13 protein-coding genes are annotated in these 17,745 nt (G+C 71.4%); 7 read left to right on the forward strand and 6 right to left on the reverse strand.

What is annotated here, in order from left to right; translation table 11 throughout:
• The first annotated feature begins 127 nt into the window (after positions 1-127).
• The 4 genes from ACFZBU_RS34380 (at position 128) to ACFZBU_RS34395 (ending at position 6,012) form a co-directional block, all read left to right on the forward strand.
• A complete protein-coding gene (locus ACFZBU_RS34380) occupies positions 128-1,384 on the forward strand; it encodes a CaiB/BaiF CoA transferase family protein (RefSeq protein WP_391587630.1) in 1,257 nt (418 codons plus the stop codon).
• Positions 1,385-1,503: 119 nt separating this feature from the next.
• Positions 1,504-2,961, forward strand: a complete 1,458-nt coding sequence (locus tag ACFZBU_RS34385; protein WP_391587631.1) for an OB-fold domain-containing protein — start codon at positions 1,504-1,506, stop codon at positions 2,959-2,961.
• Positions 2,962-2,963: 2 nt separating this feature from the next.
• Positions 2,964-4,157 (forward strand): acetyl-CoA acetyltransferase, encoded by a 1,194-nt coding sequence (locus ACFZBU_RS34390; protein WP_391587632.1) that lies wholly within the window; start codon positions 2,964-2,966, stop codon positions 4,155-4,157.
• A gap of 235 nt (positions 4,158-4,392) precedes the next feature.
• A complete protein-coding gene (locus ACFZBU_RS34395) occupies positions 4,393-6,012 on the forward strand; it encodes a PP2C family protein-serine/threonine phosphatase (protein WP_391587633.1) in 1,620 nt (539 codons plus the stop codon).
• 115 nt (positions 6,013-6,127) lie between these two features.
• Here the strand turns inward: ACFZBU_RS34395 and ACFZBU_RS34400 are convergent, their stop codons facing one another.
• On the reverse strand, positions 6,128-7,546 hold the full coding sequence (locus ACFZBU_RS34400; protein ID WP_391587634.1) for a hypothetical protein: 1,419 nt from the start codon (positions 7,544-7,546) through the stop codon (positions 6,128-6,130).
• A gap of 230 nt (positions 7,547-7,776) precedes the next feature.
• A complete protein-coding gene (locus ACFZBU_RS34405) occupies positions 7,777-7,992 on the reverse strand; it encodes a hypothetical protein (RefSeq protein WP_391587635.1) in 216 nt (71 codons plus the stop codon).
• Here ACFZBU_RS34405 and ACFZBU_RS34410 point away from each other — a divergent pair.
• Complete coding sequence (locus ACFZBU_RS34410) at positions 7,991-8,878, forward strand: aminoglycoside phosphotransferase family protein (protein ID WP_391587636.1); 888 nt, start codon at positions 7,991-7,993, stop codon at positions 8,876-8,878. The genes ACFZBU_RS34405 and ACFZBU_RS34410 overlap by 2 nt on opposite strands.
• Positions 8,879-9,061: 183 nt before the next feature.
• On the opposite strand, the gene ACFZBU_RS34415 is transcribed toward ACFZBU_RS34410, so the two are convergent.
• Together ACFZBU_RS34415 and ACFZBU_RS34420 are read right to left on the reverse strand one after the other, a co-directional pair.
• Positions 9,062-9,544 carry a hypothetical protein gene (locus ACFZBU_RS34415; protein ID WP_391587637.1) on the reverse strand — a complete coding sequence of 161 codons (483 nt, stop codon included), beginning with the start codon at positions 9,542-9,544 and terminating at the stop codon, positions 9,062-9,064.
• A gap of 184 nt (positions 9,545-9,728) precedes the next feature.
• On the reverse strand, positions 9,729-9,932 hold the full coding sequence (locus ACFZBU_RS34420; protein WP_020557813.1) for a cold-shock protein: 204 nt from the start codon (positions 9,930-9,932) through the stop codon (positions 9,729-9,731).
• 490 nt (positions 9,933-10,422) lie between these two features.
• Here ACFZBU_RS34420 and ACFZBU_RS34425 point away from each other — a divergent pair, with 490 nt between their 5' ends.
• Entirely contained in the window at positions 10,423-11,793 is a 1,371-nt protein-coding gene (locus tag ACFZBU_RS34425; protein WP_391587638.1) for a hypothetical protein, read from the forward strand.
• Positions 11,794-11,959: 166 nt separating this feature from the next.
• Positions 11,960-13,600: an acyl-CoA synthetase gene (locus ACFZBU_RS34430; protein WP_391587639.1), complete on the forward strand. Its 1,641-nt coding sequence runs from the start codon at positions 11,960-11,962 to the stop codon at positions 13,598-13,600.
• A 130-nt stretch (positions 13,601-13,730) separates the two neighbouring features.
• Here ACFZBU_RS34430 and ACFZBU_RS34435 read toward each other — a convergent pair whose 3' ends face one another.
• The gene (locus ACFZBU_RS34435) at positions 13,731-15,272 is read right to left on the reverse strand and encodes an acyl-CoA synthetase (protein ID WP_391587640.1); all 1,542 of its coding nucleotides are present in this window, start codon (positions 15,270-15,272) and stop codon (positions 13,731-13,733) included.
• 80 nt (positions 15,273-15,352) lie between these two features.
• Positions 15,353-16,243, reverse strand: coding sequence for an oxygenase MpaB family protein (locus tag ACFZBU_RS34440; RefSeq protein ID WP_391587647.1), 891 nt, complete (start codon positions 16,241-16,243; stop codon positions 15,353-15,355).
• Positions 16,244-17,745: the final 1,502 nt, after the last annotated feature.

A 17,745-nucleotide genomic window follows, 5' to 3' on the forward strand; every position in this document is an offset into this window, starting at 1 on the left:
ATTGGGCACTCGTACGAGGTATCCCACGGGCATCTCGCCGGGTCCCGGGCATCACGGCTGCAGCAGGCTCGGCCGGCCGGTCGACCGCGCGGCACACGTACGACCGCACAACAGGGAGTGAGTGACCATGCGCGTGGGAGAGGTGGCAGGCGCCGACCTGCAACGCTTCGGAAAGCCGCTCGACGGGATCCGGGTCCTGGCCATCGAACAGATGCAGGCCCTCCCCTACGCCACGCAGATGCTCGCCCGACTGGGCGCGGAGGTCATCAAGATCGAGTCGCCCGGCGTCGGCGAGTCCGGGCGCGCCGCGCTGCCGATGATGACCGACCCGCTCGGCCGTCGCGTCGGCGTCACCTTCCTGCGCAACAACCTCGGCAAGCGCAGCGTCACCGTCGACCTCAAGCATCCCGAGGGCCGCGAGATCGTGCTGCGCCTGGCCGAGAAGGCGGACATCGTCTGCGAGAACTTCAAGCCCGGAACGGCCGACCGGCTCGGCCTGGGCTTCGCGGACATCGCCGCCGTCAACCCGCGCGCGATCTACCTGTCGGTGTCCGGCTTCGGCAACACCACCGAGTCGCCGTACGCGTCCTGGCCCGCGTACGCCCCGGTCGCCGAGGGCATGGCCGGTCTGTACGACTTCAAGCGCGCCCCGGACACCGCGCCCGTGGTGTCCCCGCTGGGTGCGCTCGGCGACTCCGGCTCGGCGCTGTTCGCGGTGATCGGCGTGCTCGCCGCGCTGCGTCACCGCGATGCCACCGGCGTGGGCCAGTACGTGGACATCTCCATGTTCGACGCCATGGTCGCGCTCAACGACGCGGGCATCAGCTACTGGTCGATGGGCCTGAAGGACCCCGGCCTGGCGCCGCTGATCAACCACTCGTTCCGGGCCTTCGACGGCTACTTCCTGATCCAGTGCGCACGCCCGCACATGTTCGAGGCGCTCGCCGACCTGGTCGGCAGGCCGGAGTGGAAGAGCGACCCGCGCCTGGCCGGCCCGCAGGAGTGGTTCGACCACATCGAGGACATCCTGCGCCCGGGCATCGAGGGCTGGGCGGCGGACAAGTCGCGGTTGCAGGCGTGCGCGGCGCTGAGCGGGGTGGGCGTGGCGTCCGGCCCCGTCTACAACCCCGGCGACGTGATCGAGGACGAGCACGTGCGCAATCGCAACATGATCGTCGAGATGGAGCGCACCGACGGCGATCCGGCGCCGGTCCTGTCGCCGGGCAACCCGGTCAAGCTCTCCCGGGTCGCCGAGGGGCCGGAGACCCGGGTGCCCTGGGTCGGCGAACACACCGCGGAGGTCCTGGGGGCCGAACTGGGCCTGTCCCGCGCGGAGATCGACCGCCTCGCGGCCGACGGCGCGATCGGGTTGGAGACCCCGTAGCCGACCCCGCGCCCCCGAACCCACCCCGCACGGCGGCCCGAGCGGCCGGCCGGCAACGCAAGAACGCGACGAACCCCAAGTGGGACGAACCCCAAGTGGAACGAGGCGGAAGCGGAGAAATGACGACTGACGGAACCGCAGTTTCGACGGGACGCGGCATCCTCGGGTACGGGGCGTATCTCCCCTACCGGCGCCTCGACCGCAAGACCATCGCCGCCGTGGCCGGCACCGGCGGCGGCAAGGGCACCCGCACGGTGGCCTCCTTCGACGAGGACACCACCACCCTGGGTGTCGAGGCGGCCCGCAACACGCTGCGCGCGACGCCCGGCGTGCGACCGCGCGCGCTGCTGTTCGCGACGGTGGCGCCCGCGTACGCGGACCGCACCAACGCGACCGCGATGCACGCCGCACTGCGCCTGGACGGCTCGGTGCCCGCGATGGACGCGACCGGCTCGGTGCGCTCCGCGGCCGGCCTGCTCCGGCTCGCCCTGGACGGCGCCGGCACCGCGCTCGTGGTCGGCGCGGACATCCGGGTCGGCCTGCCCGGCAGCGGCGACGAGGCGGCCGGCGGCGACGGCGCGGCCGCGCTGCTGGTCGGCGGTCCGGCCGACGGCCCGGTGCTCGCCGAGTACCTCGGCGGCGCGTCGGCCACGGCCGAGTTCGTCGATCGCTGGCGTACCCCCGGGGACGTGCGCTCGAAGTTGTGGGAGGAGAAGTTCGGCGAGAACAACTACCTCGCCGCCGGCCGGCAGGCGTGGACCGACGCGCTCAAGGCCACCGGGTTGACCGCCGACCAGGTCGACCACGCGGTGATCGCCGGCCTGCACGGCCGCGCGGTCGCCGGACTGGGTCGCCGGCTCGGGGTGCGCGAGGGCGTGCTGGGCGACGACCTGGCCGGCACCGTCGGCAACACCGGCGCGGCGCACCCGGGTCTGCTGTTGAGCGCGACGCTGGAGAAGGCCGAACCGGGCCGGATTCTCGCGCTCGTCGTGCTCTCCGACGGCGCCGAGGTCTTCCTCTTCCGCACCACCGACGCACTCGCGGCCTACCGGCCCACCCGCACGGTCGCCGAGCAGATCGCCGGCGGCGCGCCGCTGCCGTACGGGAAGTACCTCGCGTGGCGCGGGCTGCTCCCGGTCGAGCCGCCGCGCCGGCCCGAGCCCGCGCGCACCTCGTCCTCGGCCGCCGTGCGCTCGGTGGAGTGGAAGTACGGCTTCGTCGGTTCGCGCGATCGCGAGAGCGGCGCCGTGCACCTGCCCCCGCAGCGGGTGTCGATGACCGGTGGCAATGTGGACGACATGGAGCCGGTACCCACCGCCGACGTGCTCGGCACGGTCAAGACGTTCACCGTGGACCGGATGGCCTACTCGCCCAGCCCGCCGGTGGTGTTCGCGGTCGTGGACTTCGACAACGGTGGTCGGCTGCCGATCGAGTTGACCGACATGGACGCGACCGAGGTGGCCATCGGCGACCGGGTCGAGCCGACCTTCCGCCGGCTGGGCAGTGCCGACGGCATCCACAACTACTTCTGGAAGGCCCGCCCCGTGCGGACCGCCCGAGCCGCCGAGGAGGCATAGGCATGGGATCGCACGGCATCAAGGACCGCGTCGCCATCATCGGGATGGGCTGCACCCCCTTCGTCGAACACTGGGACCGGGGCACCGACGACCTGCTGATCGAGGCGACCACCGAGGCGTTCGCGAACGCCGGCGTGGACAAGGAGCAGGTCGACGCCTACTGGCTGGGCACCGCACAGTCGGGGATGTCCGGACTGACCCTGGCCAAGCCGCTCCAGTTGCAGGGCAAGCCGGTCACGCGCGTGGAGAACATGTGCGCGACCGGATCCGACGCGTTGCGCCAGGCCGCGTATGCGGTGGCTTCCGGCGCATACGACGTGGCCATGGCGGTCGGCGTGGAGAAGGTCAAGGACGGCGGCTTCCAGGGGCTGAACGCGTTCCCGATCCCGGGCGACGGCACCGCCCGCACGCTCACCGCGGCGGCGATGTTCTCCATGGTGGTGCCCGCGTACGGGGACAAGTACGGCGTGTCCGAGGCGCAGATGCGCGACGTGTTGTCGCACATCGCGGCGAAGAACCACTACAACGGCGCACGCAACCCGCGCGCCCAGTTCCGCAAGGAGATCGCGCCGGAGAAGATCTCGGCGATGCCCAAACTTGCGGGGCAGTTGGGCGTGTTCGACTGCGCGGGCGTCGCGGACGGCGCCGCGGCGGCGATCGTGGTGCGGGCCGAGGACGCGCACCTGTACACGGACAAGCCGCTGTACATCAAGGCGCTGTCGCTGGTGGCGGGCAACGGCTCGGGGGTGATCGACCCGGAGTACGACTACACCACGTTCCGCGAGATCGCCGCGTGCGCCGAGGACGCCTACCGCCAGGCGGGCGTGCGCAATCCCCGCGAGGAACTGGCGATGGCCGAGGTGCACGACTGCTTCACCCCGACCGAGCTGGTCCTGATGGAGGATCTGCGCTTCGCCGATCGCGGCACCGCGTGGAAGGACGTGCTGGCCGGCGCGTTCGACCTGGGCGGACGGCTGCCGGTCAACCCGGACGGCGGCCTGAAGAGCTTCGGCCACCCGGTCGGCGCGTCCGGGCTGCGGATGATGTTCGAGGCCTGGCTCCAGCTGCGCGACGAGGCACCGGCCGAGCGGCGGATCCCGGCGGACGGCCGCAAGCTCGCGCTGACCCACAACCTCGGCGGATATCCCGGCGACATGGTCTCGTTCATCTCCATCCTGGGCAGCGAACTCGGCTGATCGGCGTGTCGCCCGCGCTGTTCGAAGTAGTCGAGCCCGCGTCGGGTTTTGCTCGTCGAGGCCGGTGAGGGGGCTCGATCGCGGTCGCGATCGGGCCCCTTTCGCCATCTCCGGACACCGGAAATGGGCAATCTGCCACAAGCATCACGGTTCCCGTGGTTTCATCCGCGTCCGGGCCCTCGATGTGCGACAGTCAATGCACCCTGCCACCTCATGTCCGGAGGAGCGCGAGCGGATGCGCGAACGGCCCGAGCACCCCGTGGACGGACCCCTCGTGGTGGATCCGGCGCAATGGCTCGCGCACATCGGCCGGATGCGCGCCGAACTCGACGCCCTGCGCGGCGGGTTCGGCCTGCGTCCGGGCTCGGCCGGCGGCTCCGCGAGTGCGCCCCTCGGCGCCGGTTCGGGCGAGGACACGGCGGCCGTCGAGGAGGCGCATCGACGGGCGTTGTTGTGCGATCTGCTCGCCTGCAGCCTCGGTCAGGCGGCGGAGTATCTGGCCCGATTGAGTCAGGACACCGAAGACCCGGAGCATCGGCAGGCCGACGATCCGGGCCCGGCGACCAGCACGCCGGCGCGCAGCACGGTCCGGCCACCGGATGTGCGACCCGCCGCGCCGTTCGCGCCCGGCGACGTGGAGAACACCGCGCTGTCCTGGCGGCATCTGCGCCGGCTGTTCGTCGAGCCGGACCCGAACGGGGTGTTGCCCGAGCAGCGCCGGACGGTGCCGCCGCGGGCGCCGGGTTCGAGTCCGGTGGCCAGCGCCGAGTGGCACCTCGATCGCGACGATGTGCGCTGGTCCGAGGAGATGTACGCGCTGTTCGGCCGCGACCGCGCGCTCGGCCCGCTGTCGCTGGCCGAGTTGGCCGGACACGCGGCGGCCGAGGATCGGGCGTTCGTCGCGGACCTGGTGCGCGAACTGCTCGAACACGCGAACGGCGCGGAGGGCGAGTTCCGGATCGTGCGCGCGGACGGCACCCGGGTGTCCGTGCAGTTCGTCGGCGAGCCCGTGCTCGGCGCGGACGGGAGGCCGCACGCGGTCTGGGCATTGCTTCGTGACATCACCGAACTGCGGCGCACCCAGGAGGCGTTGACCGAGACCCGGGTGCAGTTGCTGGCCCAGCGCCGGCTGGTGCGCTCCGAGCACCGGGTCGCCGCCGAGCTCCAGCGCGTGGTGATGCCGTGGTGGACCCGACCGATCAGCCTGCCCGGCATCGAGGTGGCCACCCGCTACTTCCCGGCCGAGCAGGACTCGAAGGTCGGCGGCGACTGGTACGACGCGCTCGCGCTGCCGGGCGGTGACGTGCTCCTGGCGGTCGGCGACATGTCCGGCCACGGGGTCGCCGCGGCGTCCGGGATGACCACGCTGCGCGGCGCGTTGCAGGGGGTGGCGATGACCGGGGCGGGGCCTGCGGCGATGTTGACGGCGCTGAACCGGATCGTGGTGCACACGCTGCCGGCGGACAAGGTGGCCACCGCCGTGTGTGCCCGATTCGAGCCGGTGGAGCGGGTGTTGACCTGGGCGCAGGGTGGTCATCCGCCGCCGCTGCTGTACCGGGGCGGGTCGGGTCGGGCGCTTGCGACACCGTTCGGCGTGCTGCTGGGCGCGCTGGACGAACCGGAGTTCGTCGAGGACCGGGTCGAACTGGCGTCCGGCGACGTGTTGTTGATTTTCACGGACGGCCTGGTCGAGCGGCGCGGGCGCGGCACGGAGGAGGCGGTCCGCGCGCTCCTGGGCCTGGGGCCGCAGTTGCTCGGCGCGGACGCCAGGACGTGCGTGGACGTGGTGTTGAGTCGGCTCGGGCACACCCGGTACGAGGACGACGCGTGCGTGATGGCGGTCTGCGTGCGATAGCGCTTCGCTCTGCTCGGGACGGTGACGCCCGCCCACCCGGTGTGTCGGGTGGGTCGGCTGCGGAGGTCGCATGTGCGGGCGGGGGTGATCGGGCCTCCCCGGCCTCGGTCGTGGTTCAGGAGCCCTCGGCCAGTTCCTGGCGGAAGGCGTGTACTTCCGGGACGTCGCGGTAGCGGTCGGTGAGTTTGCGGAGCACCTCCAGGCGGTCCCAGGTGCGTTTGGAGCCGATCTCGCCGGCGGCCCGGACCGCGAGGCGCGCGTGGTGTGCGCCGCGGTCGGGTTGGCCGTCGAGCAGGCACGCGCAGGCCAGCGAGATCAGGTCGAAGGTCTTGGACCGTTCGTGCCCGCGGGCCCGCAACTCCAGAGCCTTCTCCGCGTGTTCCTGGGCTCGGCCGGCCGCCGTGGGATCCACCTCGGCGAGCGTGCGGTACACCAGCGCCTGCATGCCGTGCAGGTCGGCCGAGTCGAAGAAGGCCACCCAGTCCGGATCCTCCTCCGGGCGCGATCGGCCGAACTCCGCCTCGGCCCGGCCCAGGGACCGCCGGCAGTCCGCGGCCCGGCCGAGCGCGGCCTGCGCCCATGCCTCCACGGTGTGGAACATCGCGCGCGTGGTCGCCCCCGCCCGCTCGCCCGCCGTACGCTGCGCCAACTCGATCAGGGCGAGCGCGTCGGCCGGGCGCTCCAGGTGCACCATCTGCCGGGCGGCACGGGAGAGCGCCTCGGCCGCGCGCGGCAGGTCGCCCGCCTCCCGGGCGGCGTGCGCCGCGATCACGAAGTAGTTCTGTGCGGTCGGGTCCAGGCCCACGTCGTGCGACATCCAGCCGCCCAGCGCGGCGAGGTTGGCCGCCACGTTCCACAGTCGGCGGGTGATCGGCAGCGGATTGGGATAGGTCAGCAGATTGCCGACCTCGTTCAACTGTCCGATCACCGCCTTGCGTTGCAGCCCGCCGCCGCGATCCGCGTCCCAGGTGCGGAAGACGGTGACCGCGTTCTCCAGCGCGGTGACCTCCTCGGCGCCGATCGGCCCCGCGTCGGCGAGCCCGTAGGACACCGGATCGGCCGGCGCACCGCGCGGGTGGGACATGCCGAGCCCGGGGCTGAGCCAGCGATCGAAATTGGCCACCAGGGCCGGGCCCGCGACGAGCGCGAAACCGCCGCCCGTGAAGCCGTGCCGGTTGAGCATCAGGTCCATGCCGGTGAACTCGGTCAGCGCGGTCACCGTGCGCTCGGTGCTCCACGGCAGGTCCTCCTGCACCACCTGCGTGTTGTGCCGGGGGCGGCCGGTCAGGCCGAGGTCCTCGGAGGTGACGACACGCCCGAGCCGCTCGGTGAAAAGCGCCGCCAGAACCCGGGGCACCGGGTCCCTGGGCCGCTCGCCGTCCTCCAGCCAGCGCCGGACCCTGGAGGTATCCGTGGCAAGCTGGGGATGGCCCATCGCGGCGGCCCGACGGTTGACCAGTCGGGCGAGTTCGCCCTTGGACCACCCGGTCAGGGCGAAGAGGTCCACCAGTTTGGTGTTGGGTTCCCGGCGCATAGCAAACCGCCCGTTGATGTGGGGACCGTGGCTCGAAAGCGTCCTGTCGGAGGCCGCTGCCGGACCGAGGCTAGCCCGCTCCGGAGCAGCCGGCTCCGATTCGCCACGGTTCGCCAGGGCTCGCCACGTGGATCACCACCCGGACCTCGGAGTGTTGTGGATGGTGGATCCGGCACGTGGGCCCCCACCCGTCGCGCGGCCGGATCCACTCATCGGCAGCGCAGGAAGGTTTACATGTCATCCACGACGTCCACCACCCCCGGCCGCCCGACCAATCCCGGTTCCGCGACTTCACGGCCGGGCACACCCGGCCCGAACAGGCGTACGCCTTCCGGTGGTTCGGCGCCCGGCACGGTGGCGTCGACGAACACCGTGGTCGCGGCGAACGCCGCGGTTGCCACCGGTCCGGCCCCGGCCGGCGGAGCGGGCCCGGGAGTACCTCGCATGGCACAGCAGATTCCGGGTCCGGAGGCGGTCGCCGCGCTCGCGGCCCGGGTCTGTCCCGGCTTCACCGCGGGTGCCGTGCTGCGCAGGACCCCACGCTCCCTGCTGCTGTCCGGATCGGTCGGTCGCGGCCCGGTCGTGGTGAAGTATCTGACCGACCCCTCGGCGCACTGGCTCCAGCGCTTTCGGCACGAGGTCAACGCCTACCGCACCTTCACCCGGCAGCGGCCACCGGTCCGGGTGCCGCGGCTGATCGCCGCCGACCCGGAACGGCGCATCCTGGTGATGGAGCACGTGGCCGGCCGACCCGCCGCGAACGAACGCCACCCGGGCACCGCGATGGCCCGCGCCGACGTCCGCGCCGTGCTGCACGCGTTCGGCACGCTCAACCGGTGGAAGCCCCCGCCCGGGTCGTTCCCCCTGGCGTTCGACTACCCGGCCCGCGTCGACCGCTACCACAAGCTCGGCCTGCTCACCGACCGCGACGCCGGCGACCTGGCCCAACTCCTGCGCGGTCTCAGCCGGGTGCCGGCGCAGTTCTGCCACGGCGACGCGGTCCTGTCCAACGTGCTGCTGACCGCCCAGGGGGCGGCGCTGGTCGACTGGGAGTCCTCCGGCTACCACCTGCCCGGCTACGACCTGGCGGTCCTGTGGACCCTGTTGGCCCGGGACCCGATGACCCGTCGCCAGATCATCCAGACGGCCCAGCAGTCGGGCTCCCTCTCGCGCGATGCGTTCCTGGTCAACCTGATGCTGGTGCTCGTCCGCGAGATCCGGCTCAACGACGTGGGCCCCGTCGGGGAGGACCAGCGCCGCCTCCTGCGCAGGCTGCACGACGACTGCGGCATGGTCCGCCGGGCCGTCCGCGCGGCGATCGGCACCCGGTAACGACGCTCGTGGCCGCACGGCCCCGACGGTCCATGCGGCTTCGGCGTCATGCCCGCGTCGACGATGTACGTGGCTCGGGTGGTGTGTCCACCCGCTCCGCCCGTTGGTACCGGTGCGGAGGCTGCGGTTTCAGGGGCGGCGTGGGGGCCTGCTCCGGCCCCGCGCCCGCGGGGGTGCCGGCGTTCAGCCGCCGAAGGTGTCCGCCGGGATCGGCTTGAGCAACTGGAACACGTCGTCGGTGATCGGGCGGTCCCAGGTCACGATGCGGACCATGACGTTGTCGCTGCGGTCGAATTCCACGCAGGCGAGGCGCCCCTCCGCATATTTGATCTTGCGGATGATCAGCAGGTCGTCGCCGAGCATGATCGGGGTGTCCTCGGTGGACAGCTCCTCGGGCATCTCCTCGTGGCCCAGGGCCGCGACCAGCTGCTGGGCCTCGATCCGGCCGACGCCTTCCTCACGCGCGGGCGAGCCGGGCGGCAGGTTGCCGATCAGCATCGCCGGGCCGCGGTTGGCCAGCAGGTCGTAGCGCACGAAGATCCCCTGGCAACTGCCGTCCTCCCCCGGCAACATGGCCACGACCACGGAGCCGGGCCAGTCGGTGAACGGGATGGCAAGAACGTCGAAATCCGGCCCGGACGGGGGGCGGCGGCGCAGGAAACCCATACAGACATGCTAGTGGCCCCTCACCATGCCGCCGGCCACACCCACGGCTCGGCCGCACGCGACGGGAAGGCCGGTGGATCGGCCGCCGGCCGACACCGGCCGTGGAAACGCCCCAAGGCCCGCACCCTGCACGGGCGCGGGCCTTGCTAGGTCTGCGGTCCGTTGCCGGAGCCGCGGGACCGATTCAGAGCGGGCGAACCATCTCGGCCTGCGGGCCCTTCTGACCCTGCGTGACCTCGAACTCCACGCGCTGGTTCTCCTCCAACGAACGGTAGCCGTTCGTCTGAATGGCGGAGAAGTGGACGAAGACGTCAGCGCCGCCGTCGTCCTGCGAGATGAAGCCGTAGCCCTTGTCGGCGTTGAACCACTTGACCGTACCGGTGGCCATGTCTTGATTCCTTCACGTAACCCACAGACACCACACCTCGTGATGCCCGGGTCGCGAACCGTCGAGTGGTCCCACTCCCCGCGTTACCCCGGGATGCCCTCGCTGTGAGGAGCGAAAAACGCCCACGGCTGTTGATGTCCGCAGGCGTTGGACGTGCGAGGGAACTACATCTACTGCTGCAACCGCGGACAACGCTACATGCCAACGAGTGCTCCGCAACAGCCCTTCGCAGTGCGAATCCGACCGTCACCAATGCGGCCAACGGGGGGCATAGCCGGCACACGTCGCTCGGTTCATCCGCGCGGGTGACACAACTGGGCGCAACCGAGGCCTGACCAAGCGTCAGTCGGAGCCCCTTCCCGACCCGCTTCCCGACCGGCACCGCATCATCGTCCGAACACCCTTCGAACACACGGATGTTCACTCGGTCTTCGCATCGGCGCCATCGGTTCATGGTTGGCTCTTCGCACCGTTTGTCTACCGTTTCGACATGGCCGCCCCGACCGCCCTACCCGCGCCCCCGACGCCCGCGTACGTGCCATCGCCGCCGCGGGTCGCGCCGGTCGCGCCGCCTCCGGACCGGGCGCCGCGAATACGACCGCGCCGGTTGCGACAGGTGGGTGCGGTTCCGGCTCGGGTGTACGGATTCGTCGCGCTGGTCCTGATCGGCATCGTCACCCTGGCCGCGGTGATCGCGGTCGGTGCCGGCAACGCCCGATCCGGGCTCGACGAGGTCGCCGACACCTCGGCCCCGCGGGCCGCCGTCGCGGCGGATCTGTACTTCGCGCTCGCCGATCTCGACGCGCAGGTCGCCAACGTGCTCCTGGTCGGCTCGGACGAACAGGTCGGCAACCGGCAGTTGGCGCTGCGGCAGATGCGCGAACGGCGCTCGCGGATCACCGCCGACATCCAGATGCTCTCCGTCGGCGGCGCGCCCGTGGCGACCGTGGGAGCGCTGATCGACGGACTCGGCCGTTACGACGCCTACGTCGCGCAGGCACGGCTGGCCGACGAGCAGGTCCAGGACCGCCCTGCCGGCCGGCCGCCGTTGGCAGCGCTCAACTACTTCGCGAGCGCGACCAGCCTGTTGCACGACGATCTGCTGCCGGCCGCCGACGCGCTCGGGCGCGGCGCCGAGGAGAAGCTGGCCTCCGATGCGGACTCCGACCGCACCCACGCGCGCTGGGCGGCGCTGGCGGTCGGAGCGGTCGGCACCCTGCTGGTGGCCGTGCTGATCGTCGGCCAGATCCGGTGGGCCCGCCGGTTCCACCGCATCCTGGCGCCGGGGCTGGCCGCGGTGACCATCGCGGTGGCCGCGCTCACCGGCACCGCCGCCGCGTTGTTCGCCGACCACGCCTCCCGGCTGCGCGACGCACAGACGCAGGCTTTCGACCCGTTCCTGAAGCTGGCCAGGACCCGGGCGACCGCCTCGGACGCGAACGCGGACGAGAGCCGGTTCGTGATCCTGCCCGATCGCGCCCGGGCGTACAGCGAGAGCTTCGCCGCCAAGTCCGCACAGCTGGACCGGAATGTGCCCGACCAGCGCGTGGCCTCCCGCCTGGATGCCTTCCGCCGGGACGACAGGGCGCTGCGCGCGGCGGTCGCCGAGGGCCGGCTGGATGTCGCCGTCGGCCTGGCCACCAAGGTCGGCCGCGGCAACCTGGCCTTCGACTTCTACGACTACCAGACCGCATTGGGCCGGGTCGCGGACGCCGCCCGAGCCGACTTCGAGGACCGCACCGACAGCGCCGACGACGCACTCGCCGGCTGGCCGTGGGTGCCCATCGCCGTGCTCGGGGTGTGCGTGGCGCTGGTGGCGGCGAGCGCACGCCCGCGCCTGCGGGAGTACGCGCCGCGCTGATCGCGGCCTGCGGCGGGGCTGTCGGCGGACGCGCCGGGCCACCCCCCAGCCCACATCTTTGCCGCAGTCAAGTGTTCGCGGCGGTCGACAGTGTCACAGTTTCCCGAGGCCATCCAAACGATATTGCCTCTGGAATATCGCCCGGCTCACGCCTTACGCTCCGCCCATGGAATTCAACCTTGCCGACCTCTTCGAGCGCGCGGCCGGGGAATACCCCGAACGCGAGGCGATCGTCGCGAACGGTGAACGCCGTACATATGCCCTTCTGGAGGAGCGGGCGAATCGCCTCGCCCATCACCTCCGGGACTCCGGCGTGCAGCCGGGCGACCATGTCGCGGTCTACGCCTTCAACATCATCGAATGGGCGGAGGCGATGCTCGCGATCTACAAGATCCGGGCCGTCTGCATCAATGTGAATTTCCGCTATGTCGCGGATGAGCTGGCCTATCTGTTGGACCAGGCCAAGCCGGTCGCGCTGGTCTTCCAGCGACAGTTCGCCGACCGGGTCGCCGAGGTCGCGCCCAAGGTCGCCTCGCTGCGTCACCTGATCGTGGTCGAGGACGACTCCGAGCCCGCCGCGGACGGGGTCACCGCCGAGTCGCTGGGCGCGGTGCGGTACGAGGACGCGATGGCGGCCGGCTCGCCCGAGCGCGACTTCGAGCCGCGCTCGGCCGACGACCTGTACCTGCTGTTCACCGGCGGGACCACCGGCCTGCCCAAGGGCGTCGTGTGGCGCCAGGAGGACGTGATCTTCGCCCTCGGCGGCGGCATCGACCCCACCAACGGTCAGCGCATATCCCGGCCCGAGGAGATGGTCGAGAAGGGCCGCAACGGCCAGATGACCACCTTCCCGATCGCGCCGCTCATGCACGGTGCGACCCAGTGGGGAGTGCTGCAGAACCTGGCCAAGGGCCACCGCGTGGTGCTGATCGACAAGTTCGACGCCCACGGGGTGTGGGAGACCGTGGTCGCCGAGAAGGTCAACATCATCCTGATCACCGGCGACGCGATGGCCCGCCCGCTGCTGGAGTCCCTGGCCGAGCCGCGCGACGGGCGCGAGTCCTACGACCTGTCCTCCCTGTTCGCCCTGTCCTCCAGCGCGGCGCTGTTCTCGCCGTCGCTGAAGGAGGAGTTCATGGAGCGCCTGGGCATCGTGGTCAGCGACGCGATCGGCGCCTCCGAGTCGGGCGCCAACGGCGTGGGCGTCGCGGTCAAGGGCCAGACCGAGCAGCAGAGCGGGATCACCGTCAAGGCGGTCCCCGACTCGGTCGTCCTGGACGAGGACCTCAACCCGCTGCCCGCCGGGGTCGTGGGCCGACTCGGCCGCAAGGGCAACATCCCGCTCGGCTACCTCGGCGATCCGGTCAAGACCGCCGAGGTCTTCCGCACCGGCCCCGACGGCACCCGCTACGTGGTGCCCGGCGACTACGCCCGCCTGGAGGGCGACGGCCGGATCACGCTGCTGGGCCGCGGCTCGGCGACGATCAACTCGGGTGGCGAGAAGATCTTCACCGAGGAGGTCGAGGGCGCGGTCAAGTCCCATCCCGAGGTCTACGACGCGATCGTGGTCGGCGTCCCGCATCCGCGCTGGGGCCAGACCGTCGCGGTGGTCGTCCAGCCGCGCGAGGGTCGCACGCCGAGCCTGGCGGACGTCCAGGAGCACTGCCGCACCAAGATTGCCGGGTACAAGGTGCCCAGGGTCATGCGCACCGTCGAGCAGACCGTGCGCACGCCCACCGGAAAGCCCGATCTGCAATGGGCACTCGCGGTGGCATCCGCACCGGAAAGTGCGCCCGAATCCGCCTAGCGCAACGCGAACCGCGGAACACGGTTCGAAAAGATTCGCCGCACCGATCGGCGGGTCACCGATCGGCGGGTCGAGGAAAATGCCGAATACACCGCCCGGGAATTCCCGGGCGGTGTATTCGTATTCCGTCTCAGACGGCCCGTTCGCGACCCTCCCAATAGGGATCGCGCAACCGCCGCTTCTGCAACTTCCCATTCGGGTCGCGCGGCATCGCGTCGACGAAATCGACGGTACGCGGACGCTTGTACGTGGCGAGCTGCTCCGCACAGAACGCGAGCAATTCCGCGGCCAGCTCGGGGCCGGCGACGAAGCCCTCGTTCGCCTCGACGACCGCCTTGACCTCCTCGCCCCAGTCCTCGTGCGGGATCCCGAACACCGCCACGTCACCGACCGCGGGGTGCCGCAGCAACGCACTCTCGATCTCGGCCGGGTAGATGTTCTGGCCACCGGAGATGATCATGTCGATCTTGCGGTCGCGCAGGTACAGGTAGCCGTCCTCGTCGAGCAAGCCCACGTCACCGACGGTGAACCAGTCGCCGATCCGGCCCTTGCGGGTCTTCTCCTCGTCCTTGTGGTACTTGAACTTCCCGGCGCGCATCAGCATGTACACGGTGCCGATCTCGCCGGCCGGCAGCCGGTTGTCGTCGTCGTCGAAGATGCCGATCTCGCTGATCGGCCACGCCTTGCCCACCGTCCCGGGCCGATCCAGCCACTCCTGCGCGGAACAGAACGTACCGCCGCCCTCGCTGGCGGCGTAGTACTCCTCGACGCACAACCCCCACCACTCGATCATCCGCCGCTTGACGTGATCGGGACAGGGTGCGGCGCCGTGCACGGCGTGCCGCATGGACGACACGTCGTACTTGGCCTTGATCTCGTCGGGCAGTTGCAGGAGTCGGTGGAACTGGGTCGGCACCATGTGCGTGTGGGTGACCCGGTAGCGGTCGACGAGGCGCAACATCTCCTCCGGCCGCCACTTCTCCATCAGCACCACGCCGTGGCCGATGTGCAGCGACTGCTGCGCGTGCTGGAGCACGGCCGTGTGGTAGAGCGGCGAGCCGACCAGGTGCACGTTGTCGTCGTGCGGCTTGACGCCGTAGATCAGCAACGTGCCGCCGTAGCGGGCCTCTTCGGGCGATCCCCCGGACAGCGGCCGGCGCACGCCGCGCGGGCGGCCGGTGGTGCCGGACGTGTAGTTCATCGTCATGCCGACGCTGCGCTCGGCCGGCGGCTCCGCCGAGTGGCCCTCGGTCAGTTCGGCGAACGACCGGAAGCCCGGCACCGCGCCGACCGCGAACCGCGCCTGCGCGGGCACCTTCGCCTCGTCCGCCGCGGCGACGATCGTGTCCGCGAACCGCTCGTGGCCGATGACCACCTTGGACTCGCTGTCCGCGAGGATCCAGGCGATCTCGGGACCGACCAGGTGGTGGTTCACCGGGACCATGTACAGCCCGGCCTGCGCCGCCGCCATGTACGCCACGATGTACTCGGCGCAGTTCGGCAGGATCACGCTGAAGACGTCGCCGGTGCTCAGGCCCGCCGCCCGCAGCCCGTGCACGAGCCGGTTCGACGCCGCGTACAACTCCCCCGCGGTCCACTCGGCGCCATCGGGGTCGACCAGCGCGAGCCGGTCCGGATTGGCCTGCGCATGGGCCCAGAAGCCGTTCGCCACGTGCGGTTCCCTTCGAGCTGCCCGGTTACTTGACAATGTCTGACATTGTGACGGCAGCGCGCACAGAAAGAAAGGGGACCTTACTTATTGGCAGGCTCCCCCGCTGTGGTCTGCGCGACAACGACGACCTCGGGCAGCCGCGCGGCCGAAGGCTCGACCCCGGGCCCGAGCCGCTCCATCGCGCCCTTGATATGCGGCGACGGGTACACCGCGCGAATCACCGGCGTCGCCGCCCCCACGACCCGACGCAGCCCCTTGAGCCCGGGCCCGGCCACCGCCGACGGCAGCCCGCGATGCCCGTACAGGTCCTTCGCCCACCGCGGCAACGCCGCGTACGCCAACTCCGCGACCTGGCGCCACAACACCTCGCGCCCGAGCACGAGCACGAACGGCACCGGCGGCCGACGCAGGAAGTCGAAGACGCTCCGGGCCTCGTCGGACATCGCCAGCTCCGGCCGGATCCCGGTGAAGTAGCGATCCATCTCGACCAACGAGCCCGGCACTTCGTCGGCCGGCAGCCCGACCAGCTCCGCCGAGCGGCGTTGCTCGTCCAGGTACAGGTCGGCCAGCTCGTCGGTGAGCGGGAACCCGGCCTGGCGGGCGACCGACAGATACGACCCGACCTCGGCACAGTGGATCCAGCGCAGCAGCTCCGGCTCGTCTATCCGGTACGGCTGCTCCGTGTCCGGATCGACCGCCTTGAGCACGGCGTGGATCCGCCGCACCCGCGCCCCCGCCTGTTCGGCCTCCGCCCGCGTCCCGTAGGTCGTGACCCCGACGAAGTCCGCGGTCCGCATCAACCGCCCCCAGGGGTCCTTGCGAAAATCGGAGTTCTGCACGACCCCGCGCACGGCCCGCGGATGCAGCGCCTGGAGATAGAGCGCCCGGACACCGGCCACCCACATCACCGGGTCGGCATGCAACTGCCAGGTCACCGAATCGGGCCCGAACAGCCCGACGTCGCCGCCGATGGAGTGGGCCGCGCCGGTGGGGCCGGTCTTGGCAGCCTGGCGGACCTTTCTGTACGCACCGTTCCCGCTGTTCCCGCTACTTGTGCCCTGCCGTGAGTCAACCACCGGCACACCTTCCCGAACCTGGTCCGTTACCTGCACCTGGGACTACGAGGGTACGAGCCACGCGCGGCAGGCGGCGGGCGGCGGGCGGCGGGGCGACGGGTATGGGGCGACGGGGATGGGGCGACGGGGATGGGGCGCTCGGGTCGGGGGTGAGGTTGGCTGGGCCGGGGCGACCGGGGGGTCACGTGGGCGAGACGTGGGGGTGGCTGCGTCTTGGTGGGGTCGGGCGCGGATGGCCTTGTGCTAACCGGTCGGCGTGGCCTGGTGGAGATGGGCCCGGTCCCAGGGTCACCGGCGGTCAGGAGCCTTGGGTTTCCCGGCGAGATGCGGGTGTTGCCTGCGGGAAAGGCGCTGGCAACGGCGGAGCGGGAGGGCGGCCCGGTGAGGTCCGCCGGTGGACCTTCCCGAGTGGGCCGGGCGCTCTCGGCATGCGGTCGCGACTTGGTCGGGTCGGGCGCGGGTGGCTTTGTGCTAACCGGTCGGCGTGGCCTGGTGGAGATGGGCCCGGTCCCGGGGTCACCGGCGGTCAGGAGCCCTGGGTTCTCCGGCGAGATGAGGGTGTTGCCTGCGGAGAAAGGCGCTGGCAACGGCGCGGAGGGGTGGGCGGCGCGGCAAGGTTCGCCGGGGAGCCTTCCCGAATGGGTCGGGCGCTCTCGGCATGCGGTGGGTGTTCGGTGGCGAGAGCCCGTGGAGAGTGGGGCGGGAGTGGGCGGTTTCGGTCGCCGGTGTGCGAAACCCGGCCCTCGGCACGTGCGTTCGCCGGTCGTTCCCGTAAAACCGCAGGTCAGCGGGCAGGCGCGGGCTCGAATGCGTCTCGGGATCCGGATCGAGACCCGCGAAGCCCCCGGGGGGATTCCTGCCGGCAGACCCGGTCCGAAACGCCCACCGCAACGGCCCGACCCGCTGGGGAGGTCTCCCGGCGGGCCTTTCGGAAGATCCGCCGGACGGAGGGGCGGGCGTGGGGCTGGGGGTCTCGATCCGGATCGCGGAACGGCTTCCGGCGCATCGGATTCCCGCCGACCTGGGGTTATACGGAACCGGGCCGCGTGAGCGCCTGTCGAGGGCCGGGTTGTGCACTTCGGCAACCGAAACCGCCCACTCACGGGCCCACTTGGCTCTCGGTCACCGAACACCCACCGCACGCCGTAAAACACCCGGCCCACTCGGGAAGGTCCCCCGGCGGACCTTGCCGGGCCGCCCACCCCTCCGCGCCGTTGCCAGCGCCTTTCCCGCAGGCGAGGCCTCTGTCTCGCCGGGGAACCCGGGGCTCCTGACCGCCGGTGACCCTGGGACCGGGCCGATCTCCGCCGGTCCACGCCGACCGGTTAGCACAAAGCCACCCGCGCCCAAGCCCATCGAAACGCACCGCAGCTCCGAACCCAGGAACCGGCACACCC

Source organism: Embleya sp. NPDC008237, from assembly GCF_042956465.1.
GTDB lineage: Bacteria > Actinomycetota > Actinomycetes > Streptomycetales > Streptomycetaceae > Embleya.